The sequence below is a fragment of the Thiomonas sp. SCN 64-16 genome (assembly GCF_001725585.1).
GTDB classification, from domain to species: domain Bacteria; phylum Pseudomonadota; class Gammaproteobacteria; order Burkholderiales; family Burkholderiaceae_C; genus Thiomonas; species Thiomonas arsenitoxydans.
Genome location: NZ_MEGQ01000080.1, coordinates 1 through 13,942, shown reverse-complemented (window position 1 = coordinate 13,942; position 13,942 = coordinate 1). Strand labels below are relative to the sequence as shown.

Below are 13,942 nucleotides of genomic sequence, written 5' to 3'. Positions count from 1 at the left end.
CTCCACTTGCGGTGCATCATCAGCCCGGTTTGCGCATCCCGGATGCCGACCAAGAGACGTTCCACTCCAAGTGCCGTCATTTGTTTCTGGACAGCTTCAAGGCTGCGATCGCGGGCGCCAGATCTTGCGCGAGCGCCTGAGGATCCAGGTTCAAGGTGTTCTGGATCTTGGGCGGCGCCACCCAGAGCCAGAATCCGCTCACGAGCCCCGCTGTCAACAGCCCCATCACCAGAGCCAGGGCGTAATGCCTCCACCGCAATCCCTGCGTCGATTGCTTCATCCGGTCCGCGGCCTTGCGCGCCGCGGCCGTGGCCTCCCGGAACGAGCGCACCTCGTCCTGCAACTGACTCGTGAACGCTTCGGCCTGTTCGCGTGTCCTGTGCTCGATCAGCATCAAGGTCTGCAGCGTCTCGTCGCTCAGTGCGGCCATCGCCTGCGCCAGCGGCTCCAGGCTCGTCGCCAGATCCTCCACGCGCTGATGCTTCGCCTGGCGCACCGTCTCGATCTGCTGCGCCAAATGCGCGAGCCGCTTCTCGTTCGCTGCAGCGGCGGACTGCCGCAACGTCTCGGTCTTGTTCATAAGAGATCCCCCTTTTTTGAATGCCTGCGGCGGCATAGCCGCGCCCCAGGTCACTGCCTTTCATCAGCACGCCCTCAAGCCGGTAGGACAGCCCGGAGAGCTTCGCCCCGCCCCGTTGCACCACCGGCACCACCTCCACGCCGACGGCCTCCAGCCGTTCCACGTAGGTGGTGAAGCTGTCGCAGCCCGCGGCTGCGGCGTCGCACAACTGCTGCAAGCGCTGGCGACTGGACGGCTGGCCTGTGCGCAACGCGCCTTCGATCTCGCCCTTCTGGGCCGCCTTGCGCGGCGACGCACGGCTGGGCGCCACGGATTGCAGACCGAACGCTCTCTCGATCTCTCGCATGAGGACTTCCTGCCGCGCATAGTCCCGCCCGTCGCTCACTACCTTGCCAGACAGCGTGATGCGACTGACGAGCAGGTGGATGTGTTCGTGCTCGGTATCCGTGTGCCGCGTGACGATGAACGGGTTGTTCGTCAACCCCATTCCCCGCAGATAGTGCTGGGCGATCTGCTGCCACTGCGCATCGGTCAACTTCTCGCCCACGGCGGCCGACAGCGAGACATGCAACACGGCCTTGCCCAGATTGGGCCGCAGTCGGCGCACCGCGCCGAACTCGGCAGCCAGCTCGCGCGGAGTGCGCCCGGCCATGTTGGACGCCAGGATCCGGCCCTGTTCTTTGCCCAGGTCATACGCCAGCGCCCCGCGGAAGCCCCGGCCCTTGATGGCTTTGGCAATCATGGCTGACCTCCTGCACCGATCAGCGCCAGGCGCAACTGACGCACCTCGGACGCCAACTGGCGGAGCAGATCGGCATCGACCTGCACGCTCTCGCCGAGGTTGGCATGCCAGGCCAACTGATTGAGGTTGGCCGACAGCCGGGCCAGTTCGGCATACGCCGCGCGGTTGATTGCCGGCACGGGAGGTGACGGCAGGCGGCGGGACAGGGCGGCCTGGCGCAACCACTGCGCCGGCGTCACGCCCATGTGCGCGGCTTTGTCTTTCAGCGCGGCGTACTCCGACGGCGACACGCGCACGCCGAGAGTGATGGCGCGTACCGCAGCGGGGTCGCCCTTGGGGCGGCCGCCCTTGCGCCGACGCGACAGCGGTGGAAGGGTCTCGGGCATCATGGCCGACCCTCCCAGGCCTGCACGCGGCGGGCGGCAAGAGCGCAGCGAAGGCCGCCTCGGGGTGTTGGGGCGCAGCCCTGACCAAGCCGTTTGAGCGAAGCGAAAACATGGCTTGCTGCTAACCGTCTGGGCGCACGCACCCGGTGGTGCCACAGCCCGCCAATCGGGGCAGGGGGATGCTGCGGCTTGGACTGTCGAAGGAAGCCAGCCAAGCAATCCGCCACCCACGGCACCAGGGCGGGAGGGTTCCACGGCGACATCGACGGGCGACAGACGGTGCCCGCTCCGCACCTGCACCACCCCGGCGCATCACAGGTTTCTCGAACACGCCCCTTGCTCCGCGCGCCTTCTTGCACGAAAGGCATGCTGCGCGGGGCCTTTGTCGGTGCTTTCCCTTGCCAGCGGGCAAGGGGTGTGTCGGGGGTGCGTCGAGCTAGCTGCGGGGATGCGCCAAAGAATGGGCCTCGGATGAGGCCTATTTCCGCGCGCCACGAAAAGAATGGGCCTCGGATGGGGCCTATTTCCGCGCGCCACGAAAAGAATGGGCCTCGGATGGGGCCTATTTCCGCGCACCGCGAAAAGAATGGGCCTCGGATGGGGCCTATATCCAGGCCAGGAGAAAGAATGGTCCTCCGATGGGGCCTATTCTTTTTTGCGCGAGAAGCATGGGCCGAAGCATGGGCCCGTTCTTTTGTCTGAAAGAGGGCACGCATGTCACAGCCCTCCCACGCGGTTGTGCCCCACGGCTTTGCGGGGTCGGCCGCGGGGTTTGGGCGGAGGCACGGCGCCTACTGGTGAAACCGCAGCGGGTGTCTGAGTGGCGGCCGCGATCTGCGGGGCGTCGAGCGTCAAGCCGCGTTCGCGCAGAAACTGCTCCAGGGCGGTGCGTGGGACCAGTCGGGCGCGGCCGAGTTTGATCGTGGCGATGCTGCTGCCGTCGGTAAATTCGAGACGGTCATTGCGAGGATTCACGGCGTTGGCGAGGGTTTTCGTGCGCCGACGCAAGAGCTGGGCGACCTCTTGCAAGGTCAAAAACAGGGGGTCCATGGGGTGCTCCTTCGAGGTTGGGAACACGCGAGGGGTGGGCGCACTGCGCGGCGGACGCGCAAAAAAACCGCCGGCGCAGGATCGCGCGGGCGGCGGATACGCCGGATCGAATCCGATCAGCGCATCAGAACGGCCCGCGTGGCGCGGGCGACAAAGGGACGTTGTGCGACTAGACGCGGGGTGAGGCAGTCGCTCGGAATGGAGCGCCCGGAGGGAGTGGCGGCAAGGGCGATAGCACGCCGCGCCGCCAGACGGCACAGCCGGTTGGACAATTTGTCTTGCAAGAGACCGACCAAAATACGACGCCGCGCTGCCAATAAGGTGGTCAGTGGGGCCCTGCGGGTGATGGCCACGTGCGCACTGATGGTCATGAAGGTGCGGACATTTCCTAAACCGCAGAACCCAGAGGCGTTGAGCGCGCGCGCAAACGACTCTTCCTCAGCCTGGCGTTGGGCCTGTTCGAGGCATGCGTCTTGCCATGCACGCTGAGCGAGGATCTTCTCCGCATCCTGCAGGATGCGGAGGTCCACTGGATCACACCAGTCTTCAAAAAAGAGATCGCGGTTGTTCGCCATGCGAGCCATTATGGCGCTGAATCGATTAAGAAGATGAGCTTTTTTGGGGTGCGTGACGCTTCCGGGAGCAGACGGGTTGCCTGTCCGTCGCTGGGACTGGACTGCTGCGACGCGGCGCGATCTGACGTTGGCTGAGGTGTGGGCCTGATCTTCGAGGGGGATCTGCCCCATCAAGTGCACTCAGCGCTCGCCAGTGGGAATGCGGTGGGAAGAGTGCAATGGAAAACGTGGCCGTCAGTGGGAATTGAGTGGGAATGCGTTCCCACTGGCGGCCGTTTTTGGCACAAAAAAGCCCGACTGGTGAGGTCGGGCTTTCTCTATAAATTATTGATTTTATGTGTTTTTTTTGGCCTGCCCGACTGGATTCGAACCAGTGGCCTACGGCTTAGAAGGCCGTTGCTCTATCCAGCTGAGCTACGGGCAGATGGATCAGGATCGGCGCCGATGCCTTGGGTCGAAACTCCTGAAATGGCTTCGCCCAAGCTCCGGCGGGTGACCTCTATCGGGTGGTCGGGGCGAGAGGATTCGAACCTCCGACCCTCTGCTCCCAAAGCGTAAACTAGAATCTCTGCAACCCGCATGAATGCTTGATTCTTTCTGTTTTTTCAAGCCATTTGGGGGAATACAGGGGGAATGAAGCATGGCGCACATCGAGCAGAGAAAAGGTGGCTGGCGCGTTCAGATCCGGCGCAAGGGAGCACAGTCAATCAGTCGAACCTTCGACCTCAAGGCCGATGCCGAAGCCTGGGGGCGCGAAGCTGAGCGCGAACTGCAACGCGGCAATCTTAACGTGCTTCGGCAGGAGGCGCAGCGCACAACCTTGAGCGAAGTCATCGACGCCTATCTCGCTAGTCCAAGGCTGGCCGCGCAGAGAAGCCGACACAACATCCCGGTTCGCCTGGAGGCAGCGCGGGCGCGTTTCGGGAGGCTGTTTCTTGCCAACATCCGGGGACTGGACATCGCCGCATGGCGTGATGACCTGCTCGCGCAGGGCTATGCCACCCAGTCGGCGCGGCATTATCTCGCTGCGCTGTCCGTGGTGTTCACCCATGCCGAGCGTGAACTTGGCATCGATCTGCCGCAAGGCAACCCGGTGAGACGGTTAGCATTGCCCGCTGCCGCACCTGCTCGCGATCGCCGACTTCGACCGGGCGAAGAGGATGCGCTGCGGGCCGCCGCCGAGAATGCCGATCAGGCTGCCATTCTGACCCTAGCGCTGGAAACCAGTATGCGCAGGGGCGAGATGCTCGGACTTGGGTGGGAACACATCGATCTCAAGCGCCGCACGGCGCATCTGCCCCGAACCAAGAATGGAGAGAGCCGGACTGTGGCCCTATCCAGCAAGGCCGTGGATGCCCTGCAAAGCCTGCCGCGCAGGCTGGACGGGTCAGTGTTCCGGTGGAAGACAGCCGAGGGCTTCAAAGCAGTATGGACGCGCTGGCTTGCGCGCGCCCGGCGTACCGCCCTGCTCGACAAGCTGCGCACTGAGTTGGACAGCATCGGGCTGGACGGCGAAGCGCAGGCCCGAGCCCTCCAATGGCACAAACGAGAACCCGACCCTCGCGCTGTGGCGCTGTGGGAGCAACTGCAATCCGATCCTTTCCTTGACGATCTGCACTTTCACGACCTCCGGCACGAGGCCACTTCCCGATTATTTGAGAAGGGTCTGGGCATCATGGAAGTGGCCAGCATGACCGGCCACAAGAGCCTGTCCATGCTCAAGCGGTACACGCACATCGAGGCAGAGAAGTTGGCGAAGAAGCTGGGATAGGATCGCAACATGCCCGTCGTCTTCCGTCACCAAGGATTTCGTTTTTTGTTCTACTCGAACGAGGGCAACCCGCGTGAGCCAGTGCACATTCACGTCGTCAAGGACGGCATTGACGCCAAGTTCTGGCTTCACCCCGTCCGTGTGGCGTACAACGACGGTTTTGACGCCAAGACTCTGCACCAGTTGGTCAAACTGATCGAAGGCCGCGTCGAAGACATTGAGAGGGCTTGGAATGAACACTTTGGTTAGGGCGCAGTCCATTGCTTTCGACGAAGACAGCATGCAGGTTCGTCTCTCCGATGGCCGAGTGCTGAGCGTGCCGCTGGCCTGGTTCCCGCGCCTGCTGCACGCCACAGCCGAACAGAGGATGAACTACACCCTGAGCACGCGCGGCATTCACTGGGAAGAACTCGACGAAGACATCCTCGTCGAGGGACTGCTTGCGGGCATTGGCGATCTCACCCATCGCGCACTGGTGCAAGCCTAGGCGCTGCGCTGGAAAAACCGATCCGCGCGCTGCGCGAAAACGTGTGAGAAACGCAGTGCCGAACGCGGCGACAAACAGGGTGTCGGGCGCAGCCTGACCAGGGGCCGGTTACGCCGGGCGCGCCAGCGACGGTGTAACCCCGGCATACCTTGCCCACATCATCTCCTATGTAGCAACGGGGCGACACATCCGGGGCGGGGACGCTACCCGTATTGATCGGGCCGCGCCGATCCCCTACAGTTAGCGCATGCGCCCCGCCACCGCCCCTGCCCAGACCATATTTGCGCGCGCCATCCGGCGCGACAAGCCCGTGCTTGGCGCGGTGCTGTGGGCTGGTATCGGCATCGCACTGTGGCGGGCGCAGTGCGAGCGCATCGGCGCGGGGTGCGCGATGCAGCCCGCGCCCATATTGCCCTGGCTGCGGCCACCCTGGATGCCCGTGCCGCCGCAGTCATCCAGGCTGCCATCGTCATCCATGCCGCCTGTGCCGCACAGCGTGTCGTAGGTCTGGCTATCCTGCTGACCTCGCCGCGCCGCGCCGCTGCCCGGCAATTGGCCCGCGTCGGCCATCGCCGCATCGCCCATATCGCTCTCACCGCGCGCGTCGTCCCCGCCCCTATCGCCCGCGCCTGACGCGGGCTGTCATCCCCCATCTTGCGCTGCTCCCCGCAGCCCGCGTCGCCTCGCCCGAGCAGCAGCATCTCGGAGGTCGACATGTCATCATTTTTGATCGGCGCGCAAGCGCTGTTTGATGCCCTGCTCGCGCAGGGCTATCCGATGGTCATGCAACTGCATGACCCCTTGCTCCAGCAAACACTCGGTTACAAGACGGTCAAGGCCGCGCATCGGCGCATCGAGCGCGGAAACTTCCCGGCGGTCACGCGCATTGGCCGAGGCACAACCGTCATGCTGCCCGACCTGGCAGCCTGGCTCGCGAGCAGGAGCGCTGCGGTAAGCGTCGCGGTCCAAGCGGACGCGGCCCCACAGAGTGTCAGCATCACCCCTGACCGCCCACCCCCGCCGCGCCGGCGCGGACGCCCCCGCAAGGGAGGTGCAGCATGAGCGCCGCGCCACGACGCCGCACCGCCGCGTTGCTGCGCCCGCACTTCGACCGCGACCGCCTGCCCGATCCTGAGCGCTACTACACCGCTGAACTCGGCGCGCTGCGTGGCCGTGGCATCTGGCGCGATGCCGAGTGCTGCTTCCACAAAGACACCCGGCCCAGCCTGCGCGTGAACGTGGAGACGGGCGCATTCCGCTGCATGGCCTGCGGCGCGTCTGGAGGCGACGTGCTGGCCTTTCAAATGCAGCGCTATGGGCAGACCTTTCCCGACGCAGCAAAGACACTTGGGGCTTGGATCGGAGGTCGCCATGTCTGAGGTGATCGACGCCGTGGAATCCCCCCAGCAGGCCGCCCGCAGGCTGTCAGCGACAGCCCTGCGCGACGGCTTTCGGCCCGAAGCGCTACACACCTATACCACCACAAACGGGGAACCGATCTTCTGGCGCATTCGGCTGAAGCACCCTGACACCGGTGCGAAGTGGATCAGGCCCCTGCGCCGCACCGCTGGCGGCGCAGGGTACGAAATCGGAGAACCGCCCGCTCCCCCTGCCGGAAAACCCCTCTACAACCTGCACCACATCGCCACAGACCCCGCCACCGTAGTCCTTGTGGTTGAGGGAGAAAAAGCCGCCGATGCGCTGGGCAAGCTGGACATCATCGCCACCACCAGCGGAGGAGCCAGCAGCGCAGAGGCCGCCGACTGGACGCCCCTGCAAGGCCGTGCCGTGCTGATCTGGCCTGACCATGACGAACCCGGTGCGCAATACGGGCAAGATGTTGCCGCCGGGCTGCTAGCCCTGGGCTGCAAGGTGAGCATCCTCGATGTGGCTGCACTCGGTCTGCCGCCGAAGGGCGATGCTTTCGACTGGATCGAAGCGCATCCTGACGCCACCGCTGCTGAGGTGCTGGCGCTGGCGACGCTGCCGAGTAGCGAGCCGCAAGAGGCCGAACCCGCCCCGCTGCCCGGCGAGCTACTGCCCGTTGACCCATTCGACTATGCCCTGCTGCCCGATGCGCTGCGCCCCTGGGTTGCCGACATCGCGCAGCGGGTGAGTTGCCCGCCCGACTATGTGGCCGTGCCCGTCATGGTTGCATTGGGGGCGGTCATCGGGCGCAAGGTGGCTGTGAGACCACAGCAACGCACCGACTGGACGGTGATCCCGAACCTCTGGGGCTTGGTGATCGGCAGGCCCGGCGCGATGAAATCGCCCGCCATGTCGCAGGCCACCGCACCGCTGAAACGACTTGTCGCACGGGCGCAAGAGCAGTACGAAGTCGCGCAGCGCGATTGGAAACAATCGCAGAGGCTGCACGAGTTGCAGAACGAGGCTGGAGAGAAAAAAGCCCGCGCGCTACTCGCCAAAGATCCCGGCGCGAATGTCATGCACCTGATCGATGGCGGCGCGGATGATCCTGAGCCGCTGCTGCGGCGCTACACCACCGCGAACGCCACCCCGGAAGCCTTGGGCGAACTGCTGCGGCAAAACCCGCAGGGCATGATGCTCGAGCGTGACGAGATCATGGGACTACTGCGCGACCTCGACCGACCCGACAAAGCCGACCATCGTGCCTTTTTGCTGGAGGCGTGGGACGGGAGCGGATCGTTCACGTTCGACCGCATCGGCAGAGGCTTCAATCTGCATATCCCACACCTGTGCCTGTCCGTGATCGGAACCACGCAGCCGGGACGCATTCGAGACTATCTCGCTGACGCCCTGCACGGCGGCGCGAGCGACGATGGCTTGATTCAACGCTTTGGCATGATGGTCTGGCCCGAACAGACCGGCGAATGGATCGACGTGGATCACTGGCCTGACGGAGCCGCGAAAAAGGCCGCATGGGCCGTATTCGACCGCCTGGACACCCTCGACCCGCAGGCCATCGGTGCGATGCAGGACACCGGCCTAGACGGCAACCCCGAAGGCACAACCTACCTACGCCTAAGCGAGGCGGCACTGGCGCTGTTCGTGCAGTGGCGCACCGAACTGGAAGGCCGTCTTCGCAGCGCCGAACTGCATCCCGCCGTTGAGAGCCACTTGGCGAAGTACCGCAAGCTGGTGCCTGCCCTGGCGCTGATCTGCCACTTGGCCGATGACGGCAGCGGCCCGGTGAGTGAAACGGCCATGCTGCGCGCATTAGGCTGGGCGACCTACCTGGAGTCGCATGCCCGGCGAATCTACGGCGGCGCAGTATCGCCCGAAGTGGAGGCTGCCCGCGCCATCCTGCGGCGCATCAAACGCGGTGATCTGTCCCGCGAGGGGTTCAGCAGCCGGGACGCCTATATCAACCAATGGTCGGGGCTGCGTGACCGTGATTTGGTGAGCGCCGCGCTGGCCTACCTGGTGGACTTGGGTTGGTTGCACGAGCGCCGCGAACCGACCGCAGGCCGACCCTCGACCACTTACACGCTGAGCGGGAGGGCCAAGCTGTGAGCAATATCTACCTTGAGCGGCTGCGCGCCCTTTCTGGGAAACCGGTGGTGCGGGAGCCCACAAAACCAACAAAAGGGCATGCGATTCACGGAATGCCCGCTGTGCAGGAACCCACAAAACCAACAAAAGGGGCTTATGTTGGTTTTGTTGGGCCTCACACCACCCGCATTCCAGAAAACGAGCCTCCCCCCGCCCTACCCGCCACCCCCGACTTGCCCAGCCTGCTACGCCAGCACGGCGGTTTCCCCGGTATCGACTGGCAAGGACTGGCGCTGATCGACGCCGAACCATCGAGCTTGTGGGTTGTGCAGCGGCCCGATGGCCTGCTGACCGTGCTCGCCACCGTAGGCCCAATCCGCAAGCCCCAAAGCTACCGGCAAGCGTGGCCTGCGCGGTTCACCACCCCTGAACTGACAGACGACACCGAACCCGCAGCGCCTGCGGCGCGAGCGGCCATCGCCGCCGCCATCGCCCGCGCCCGCGAGTCGCCGTTTTAGGGGCCGGTGTCCCCTTCGTGCAGAGTCATGGCAGCGTGATGACGGCAACGTGATCGCATGGGGGCAAGGTAGGCCGGGGTTTCACCTGGCGCTCGCGCTCCCGGCGAAACCGGCCGCCTGGTCAGGCTGCGCCCGACACCCTGAGTTTCCCGGTTTTGTGCCGCGTTCGGCACTGCGTTTCTCACCCGTTTTGGAGAGGATGATGACTGAACAGACCAAGCCCTTGAACAACCTCTTTGACCGCCTTGATGCAGCCGCGAAGCTCTCCCGTCAGCTCAGCGGCAAAGCCGCCGCGCGCACGGTCTGCGAGGCCTTCGTGAGCGAGCGCCTGGCCGACCTCCAGGCCCTGCAGCGCAGCGGCGTGCCGCTGGCGCGTTATGCGCGCCTGATTGCGCCCCGCCTGGGCGTGCGCCCCGCTGCCTTGCTGGAGGCCGTGCGCCGTGCGGGTTTGTCGGCTGCGGTCTCGGCGCCGCGTGCGGCCACCGAGGCCAAGACCCCGCCCACAGCCCCGCCTCCTGCGGCGAAACCGTCCGCCTCATCCGTTCCTTCGCTGGCCCCCTCGCTGGCCCCCTCGCAGGCGCCGTCGGGCGTGTCCGGTCTGGAGTTGCCCGACTGGGCGGATGGCTCGGATCGTCTGCCGGAGGAATCCGAGGCGGACTACGTCCTGCGCAAGCACCTGGAGGGGCCGCCCGCTGCCGGGGTCAAAGCCATCGGCGAATCTCCGGCGGAACGGGCGGTTGCGCTGCTCAAAAGCGGCAAGCTCACTTTCGGCGCGGACGGCCCGACCGAGAGCGACCGCAAGACGCTCATCGCCCTCATCGAGCGCTTCGGCGCCAATGCCGTGGAGCGGCGCATCGACGTCGAGCGCAAGACATTGCCGCCAGGAGGCAAACTCTACCCGAGCACGCTGCGTACACGGATGACAGGAGAGTCCCATGCGTGAACGTACCGTTCACCTGGCGCTGCGCGCCACGCCCGTCGAGGCTGCGTTGATCCGCCATGCCGCTGATGCGGCCCTGCTGACGACCAGCAGCTACCTGCGCACCCTCGCTTTGCGTGGCGATGTGCGTGTGGCCCGGCTGCAAGCCCTGCATGCTGAGCTGCGGCGGCAGGGCGGGCTGCTCAAGCATCTGGCCGCACGCGGCCTGCTTGACCGCCACGCCACGGAACAAGCCCTGGCGCTGTGGCGTGAAGCGGTGCAGCAGATTGCCGAGGCCGCCGATGCTCGCCAAAGTCATCCCACGTAAAGGGGTCTCCCGCGGATTTGGCGAGGCCGTGCGATACATCGCCCGCGACCGTCCCGACCAAGCCGTTGAATCCCGCCCGGAGATGGGCACGCTGGGCTTTGCCTGCCTGCTGGATACGGCCGAGGATCGCCAGACCGCCATCGACATCCTCGACACCACGGCGGCAGCGGCACGCCACCAGACGGCGCGCGGGCCGGTGTACCACGTCACCCTGGCCTGGCAGGACGGCGAGCATCCCACGACAAAGCAGATCGAGGCCGCGTGCGCCCACGTCCTGAACACCCTGGGCTTCGCGGGCCACGACGCGCTGTGGGCGCTGCACCGCGACACCGACCACGATCATGTGCATCTGATCGTCAACCGGGCGCATGCCGATGGTCATACGGCCAAAGTGCCCCGGATGGACTGGCTGTTGCTGGACAAGGCCATGCGCGAGATTGAGCTTGCGCAGGGCTGGCGGCACAGCCCCGGCCCGTATGTGCACGACCCGGCAAGAGGGATCGTGCGCATGAGCCGGGCGCAGAGGCAGGAATGGGGATTATTGACTGCAGGGCCGCAGCTCTCCCCCGCTGCGGCGGATGCGGCGCACCGTGAGGCGGGAGCCTCGTTTCAGGAATGGGCCGCTGGCGGGCCTGCCAAGGCGATCAAGGCCGCGCTGGACACGCCGGGCGTGACATGGGAGCGGTTGCACCAGCAGGCGGCGCGGTACGGGCTGCGCATCGCACCGAAAGGCTCAGGCATGGTGGTCACGACAACGCTGGACGATGGGCGGGTACTGGCCGCCAAGGCGTCGCAGTTGGGCCGCTGGGCGAGCAAGGCCGAACTGGAAAAGAAACTCGGGCCGTACCAGCCGCCCCCGGACAAGCTGCCTTTGGGCGCGGTGAGCTATCAGAAGTCGCTCGATGCGGGCCGTGCGTGGGCGCATGAGGAAGCGCCCCGGCGCGGACGGGATACGGACGAGCGGGCGGCGCGACGTGCGCAGCGGGCAGCGGCGCGCAAGGGGCTGGCGGCGCGGTTCAAGGCCGAGCAGGAGACGGCGCGGCAGGACAGGCCGAAGCAGCGTGCCGACCTGGTGCAGCAGCATCGCGCCGAGCGCGCGGCGCTGGCCGGGCAGTTGCGCGAGGAACGCAAGGCGATGACCGCGCAGGCGCGGCAGCAGGGCCAGCCGCAGGCCGTGCTTCAATCCTTGTGGGCGCTCAAGGCGGCGCAGCAACGTGAAGCCTTGCAGAAGCGGCAGGCGGCGCAGCGCAAGGCGCTGTCGGCCAAGCAGCCCAAGGCCGAAGTCTGGCGTAAATGGCTGGAGCGTGAAGCAGCACAGGGCGACGAGGCGGCGCAGGCTGCGCTGCGTGGTATCCGCTACCGCGAGCAGCGCAACAAGAGCAAGCAGATCGACGGCATCGAGGGCGAAGAACTCGACCCGCTGCGCAAGCTCACGCTGGCCGGACTGGATGCGCAGATCGACCACAAGCGGCAATTCGTGCTGTACCGTGATGCACAGGGGCGGGACAAGTTCACCGACACCGGCCCGCGCATCGTGATGCACGACAAGGGCGATGACAGTCTGGAAGCCGCTCTGCGCATGGCGGCGCAGAAGTATGGCGGCAAGGTGAACATCACCGGCAGCAGTGAGTTCAGGGAACGGGCGGCGCGGCAGGCGGTGCGGCTGGGCATCGAAGTGATGGACGCCGACTTGCAGGCTGTGGTGCAGGATGAACAGCGGCGCAGGCAGCCCTCCCAACGGCTCACGCCCTTCATGAGGCGAGCGGTATCACAGGGCGAGTTGGACACCGAGGCCAAGGCGAGAGCGCGACGTGTGGCAGAGATCATCGCCCGCGCCCCCGCGCAACAGGCCGATGCTGACCCGCCAGAAATGCGGGCAGTCGAAGCGGCGTTGGCGGCGTGGCAGCAGGCCCAGACCCATGCTGTGCGCACCCGAGCCGTGCAGGACTGGATGCGGGGTATGGAGCGCATCGAGAAAGTGGGCGGTGACGTGGCCGCAGCGAACGCGCACAGCCGCAAGGCGCTGGGCGGGCTCTATGCGGGGTTCATGCGGGAGGTGGATGCGATGGCGAGGCAGCGGCCGCGCAACGACCGGGACATGGAACGTTCTTGACGACACGTGAACCCGGGTAGGAGGCAGAGCAGACCACAGTACTCGCACCAACGCGTTCGACATATCGCATAGCAGCACAATCAAATGTTCAATGCCCCATTTCCGTCGCGAAAGAAACGAAAACACGCCACCCGAGGGCCATCCTATCCCACGATCAGGACACAAATGATTGCAAATTTATCCTGCACTGTCATTAATTTATGGTTGAGATGCGCTAATCTTCCAGGAAGTTTGTGAGAAACTTGGAAAAATAACCTAGATATTGCAACAAATTAAAGCTTATTCCAGTGTCCACCGTCTAGACCGAAGCGACTATGTTCAAGATTGTGTTTCAAGGTGGCCGGGCGGCCGCCAGAGAGGTGGTCTGCGAAGCAGAGAGTTGCCAGATCGGCAAATCCGAGAACAACCTGGTCGTACTGCAGGGCTGGACAGTCGCCCCGCACCACGCCATGGTCTACCGTCAGCAAGGCGGGCTTTTCGTTCGCGACCTGTCTACGCGCAGCGGAACTGCCGTAAATGGCGAACGCATCACGGAGCCTTACGGGCCGCTGCACGGCAGTGACGAGATCCAGATCGGAGCCTGGAGGCTGACCATCCGCGATGAAACCCCCATAAGCATCGTGGAAGACACTTCCGCTGCCATCCAATCTTCGGAAATTGCCAGTCAGCCGATGGCGGATGACGAGTGGCAGGACTCCCTAGTCGATTTTTCGCGTCTTCGATTACTCCATGATCGGTTGATCGCAAGAATTGACGTGCGCCGCATCGACACGGCCGGCATGTCAGAGGCCGATCTGCGCGCCCGTGTCCACGATACCTTGGTTGCGCTCATTGATGAGGATCCCGGCCTTGTGCAGGAGCAGGATCGGCAGCAATTTTTGCAGGCAGCAGTGAATGAGGCCGTCGGCCTGGGGCCGCTGGAGGCCTTGCTGCACCGGGACGATGTGACCGAGATCATGGTCAATCGGCACGATGAGATTTTCGTCGAGCGTCGCGGAC

At 65.1% G+C, this 13,942-nt stretch carries 16 protein-coding genes, 1 tRNA gene and 1 pseudogene; 11 read left to right on the top strand and 7 right to left on the bottom strand.

Features of this window, described 5'->3' with window-relative positions:
* Positions 1-76: 76 nt before the first annotated feature.
* The 6 genes and pseudogenes from ABT24_RS15100 to ABT24_RS15075 form a co-directional block, all read right to left on the bottom strand.
* On the bottom strand, positions 77-580 hold the full coding sequence (locus ABT24_RS15100) for an IncQ-type mobilization protein MobB (RefSeq protein WP_276732896.1): 504 nt from the start codon (positions 578-580) through the stop codon (positions 77-79).
* A 376-nt stretch (positions 581-956) separates the two neighbouring features.
* Positions 957-1,232, bottom strand: a pseudogene (locus ABT24_RS15660) (relaxase/mobilization nuclease domain-containing protein); the annotation flags it as partial.
* 86 nt (positions 1,233-1,318) lie between these two features.
* The gene (locus ABT24_RS15090; RefSeq protein WP_276732892.1) at positions 1,319-1,711 is read right to left on the bottom strand and encodes a plasmid mobilization protein; all 393 of its coding nucleotides are present in this window, start codon (positions 1,709-1,711) and stop codon (positions 1,319-1,321) included.
* A 714-nt stretch (positions 1,712-2,425) separates the two neighbouring features.
* Positions 2,426-2,758: a helix-turn-helix domain-containing protein gene (locus ABT24_RS15085; RefSeq protein ID WP_276732891.1), complete on the bottom strand. Its 333-nt coding sequence runs from the start codon at positions 2,756-2,758 to the stop codon at positions 2,426-2,428.
* A gap of 116 nt (positions 2,759-2,874) precedes the next feature.
* The gene (locus tag ABT24_RS15080; RefSeq protein WP_276732889.1) at positions 2,875-3,333 is read right to left on the bottom strand and encodes a hypothetical protein; all 459 of its coding nucleotides are present in this window, start codon (positions 3,331-3,333) and stop codon (positions 2,875-2,877) included.
* A 347-nt stretch (positions 3,334-3,680) separates the two neighbouring features.
* Positions 3,681-3,757: transfer RNA gene (locus ABT24_RS15075), tRNA-Arg, on the bottom strand.
* 216 nt (positions 3,758-3,973) lie between these two features.
* Here ABT24_RS15075 and ABT24_RS15070 point away from each other — a divergent pair.
* The 3 genes from ABT24_RS15070 to ABT24_RS15060 are packed head-to-tail and all read left to right on the top strand — an operon-like array spanning position 3,974 to position 5,591.
* The gene (locus tag ABT24_RS15070) at positions 3,974-5,104 is read left to right on the top strand and encodes a tyrosine-type recombinase/integrase (protein WP_276732886.1); all 1,131 of its coding nucleotides are present in this window, start codon (positions 3,974-3,976) and stop codon (positions 5,102-5,104) included.
* Positions 5,105-5,113: 9 nt separating this feature from the next.
* Complete coding sequence (locus ABT24_RS15065) at positions 5,114-5,353, top strand: DUF4160 domain-containing protein (protein WP_276732884.1); 240 nt, start codon at positions 5,114-5,116, stop codon at positions 5,351-5,353.
* Positions 5,337-5,591 carry a DUF2442 domain-containing protein gene (locus tag ABT24_RS15060; RefSeq protein ID WP_276732882.1) on the top strand — a complete coding sequence of 85 codons (255 nt, stop codon included), beginning with the start codon at positions 5,337-5,339 and terminating at the stop codon, positions 5,589-5,591. Before ABT24_RS15065 ends, ABT24_RS15060 begins: the two co-directional genes overlap by 17 nt.
* A 240-nt stretch (positions 5,592-5,831) precedes the next feature.
* Here ABT24_RS15060 and ABT24_RS15055 read toward each other — a convergent pair whose 3' ends face one another.
* Complete coding sequence (locus tag ABT24_RS15055; protein ID WP_286738202.1) at positions 5,832-6,176, bottom strand: hypothetical protein; 345 nt, start codon at positions 6,174-6,176, stop codon at positions 5,832-5,834.
* Between the two features lie 129 nt (positions 6,177-6,305).
* Here ABT24_RS15055 and ABT24_RS15050 point away from each other — a divergent pair, with 129 nt between their 5' ends.
* The 8 genes from ABT24_RS15050 to ABT24_RS15015 form a co-directional block, all read left to right on the top strand.
* On the top strand, positions 6,306-6,653 hold the full coding sequence (locus ABT24_RS15050) for a hypothetical protein (RefSeq protein ID WP_276732877.1): 348 nt from the start codon (positions 6,306-6,308) through the stop codon (positions 6,651-6,653).
* Positions 6,650-6,970: a CHC2 zinc finger domain-containing protein gene (locus ABT24_RS15045; RefSeq protein WP_276732873.1), complete on the top strand. Its 321-nt coding sequence runs from the start codon at positions 6,650-6,652 to the stop codon at positions 6,968-6,970. Before ABT24_RS15050 ends, ABT24_RS15045 begins: the two co-directional genes overlap by 4 nt.
* A complete protein-coding gene (locus ABT24_RS15040) occupies positions 6,963-9,086 on the top strand; it encodes a DUF3987 domain-containing protein (protein ID WP_276732871.1) in 2,124 nt (707 codons plus the stop codon). The genes ABT24_RS15045 and ABT24_RS15040 overlap by 8 nt, the downstream gene beginning before the upstream one ends.
* A 212-nt stretch (positions 9,087-9,298) precedes the next feature.
* Positions 9,299-9,583 carry a hypothetical protein gene (locus ABT24_RS15035; RefSeq protein WP_276732868.1) on the top strand — a complete coding sequence of 95 codons (285 nt, stop codon included), beginning with the start codon at positions 9,299-9,301 and terminating at the stop codon, positions 9,581-9,583.
* A gap of 202 nt (positions 9,584-9,785) precedes the next feature.
* Positions 9,786-10,526, top strand: a complete 741-nt coding sequence (locus ABT24_RS15030; protein WP_276732866.1) for a hypothetical protein — start codon at positions 9,786-9,788, stop codon at positions 10,524-10,526.
* Positions 10,519-10,830, top strand: coding sequence for a plasmid mobilization protein (locus tag ABT24_RS15025; protein ID WP_276732863.1), 312 nt, complete (start codon positions 10,519-10,521; stop codon positions 10,828-10,830). The genes ABT24_RS15030 and ABT24_RS15025 overlap by 8 nt, the downstream gene beginning before the upstream one ends.
* A gap of 28 nt (positions 10,831-10,858) precedes the next feature.
* A complete protein-coding gene (gene traI, locus ABT24_RS15020; protein ID WP_276732861.1) occupies positions 10,859-12,943 on the top strand; it encodes a TraI/MobA(P) family conjugative relaxase in 2,085 nt (694 codons plus the stop codon).
* Positions 12,944-13,257: 314 nt separating this feature from the next.
* Positions 13,258-13,942, top strand: a 685-nt coding sequence (locus ABT24_RS15015) for an FHA domain-containing protein (RefSeq protein ID WP_286738191.1), incomplete at its 3' end; no start/stop codon positions are given.

Coding starts and splice junctions, on each gene's coding strand:
- ABT24_RS15100 (WP_276732896.1), bottom strand. CDS start 580: ATGAACAAGACCGAGACGTTGCGGCAGTCCGCCGCTGCAGCGAACGAG.
- ABT24_RS15090 (WP_276732892.1), bottom strand. CDS start 1,711: ATGATGCCCGAGACCCTTCCACCGCTGTCGCGTCGGCGCAAGGGCGGC.
- ABT24_RS15085 (WP_276732891.1), bottom strand. CDS start 2,758: ATGGACCCCCTGTTTTTGACCTTGCAAGAGGTCGCCCAGCTCTTGCGT.
- ABT24_RS15080 (WP_276732889.1), bottom strand. CDS start 3,333: ATGGCGAACAACCGCGATCTCTTTTTTGAAGACTGGTGTGATCCAGTG.
- ABT24_RS15070 (WP_276732886.1), top strand. CDS start 3,974: ATGGCGCACATCGAGCAGAGAAAAGGTGGCTGGCGCGTTCAGATCCGG.
- ABT24_RS15065 (WP_276732884.1), top strand. CDS start 5,114: ATGCCCGTCGTCTTCCGTCACCAAGGATTTCGTTTTTTGTTCTACTCG.
- ABT24_RS15060 (WP_276732882.1), top strand. CDS start 5,337: ATGAACACTTTGGTTAGGGCGCAGTCCATTGCTTTCGACGAAGACAGC.
- ABT24_RS15055 (WP_286738202.1), bottom strand. CDS start 6,176: ATGGGCGATGCGGCGATGGCCGACGCGGGCCAATTGCCGGGCAGCGGC.
- ABT24_RS15050 (WP_276732877.1), top strand. CDS start 6,306: ATGTCATCATTTTTGATCGGCGCGCAAGCGCTGTTTGATGCCCTGCTC.
- ABT24_RS15045 (WP_276732873.1), top strand. CDS start 6,650: ATGAGCGCCGCGCCACGACGCCGCACCGCCGCGTTGCTGCGCCCGCAC.
- ABT24_RS15040 (WP_276732871.1), top strand. CDS start 6,963: ATGTCTGAGGTGATCGACGCCGTGGAATCCCCCCAGCAGGCCGCCCGC.
- ABT24_RS15030 (WP_276732866.1), top strand. CDS start 9,786: ATGACTGAACAGACCAAGCCCTTGAACAACCTCTTTGACCGCCTTGAT.
- ABT24_RS15025 (WP_276732863.1), top strand. CDS start 10,519: ATGCGTGAACGTACCGTTCACCTGGCGCTGCGCGCCACGCCCGTCGAG.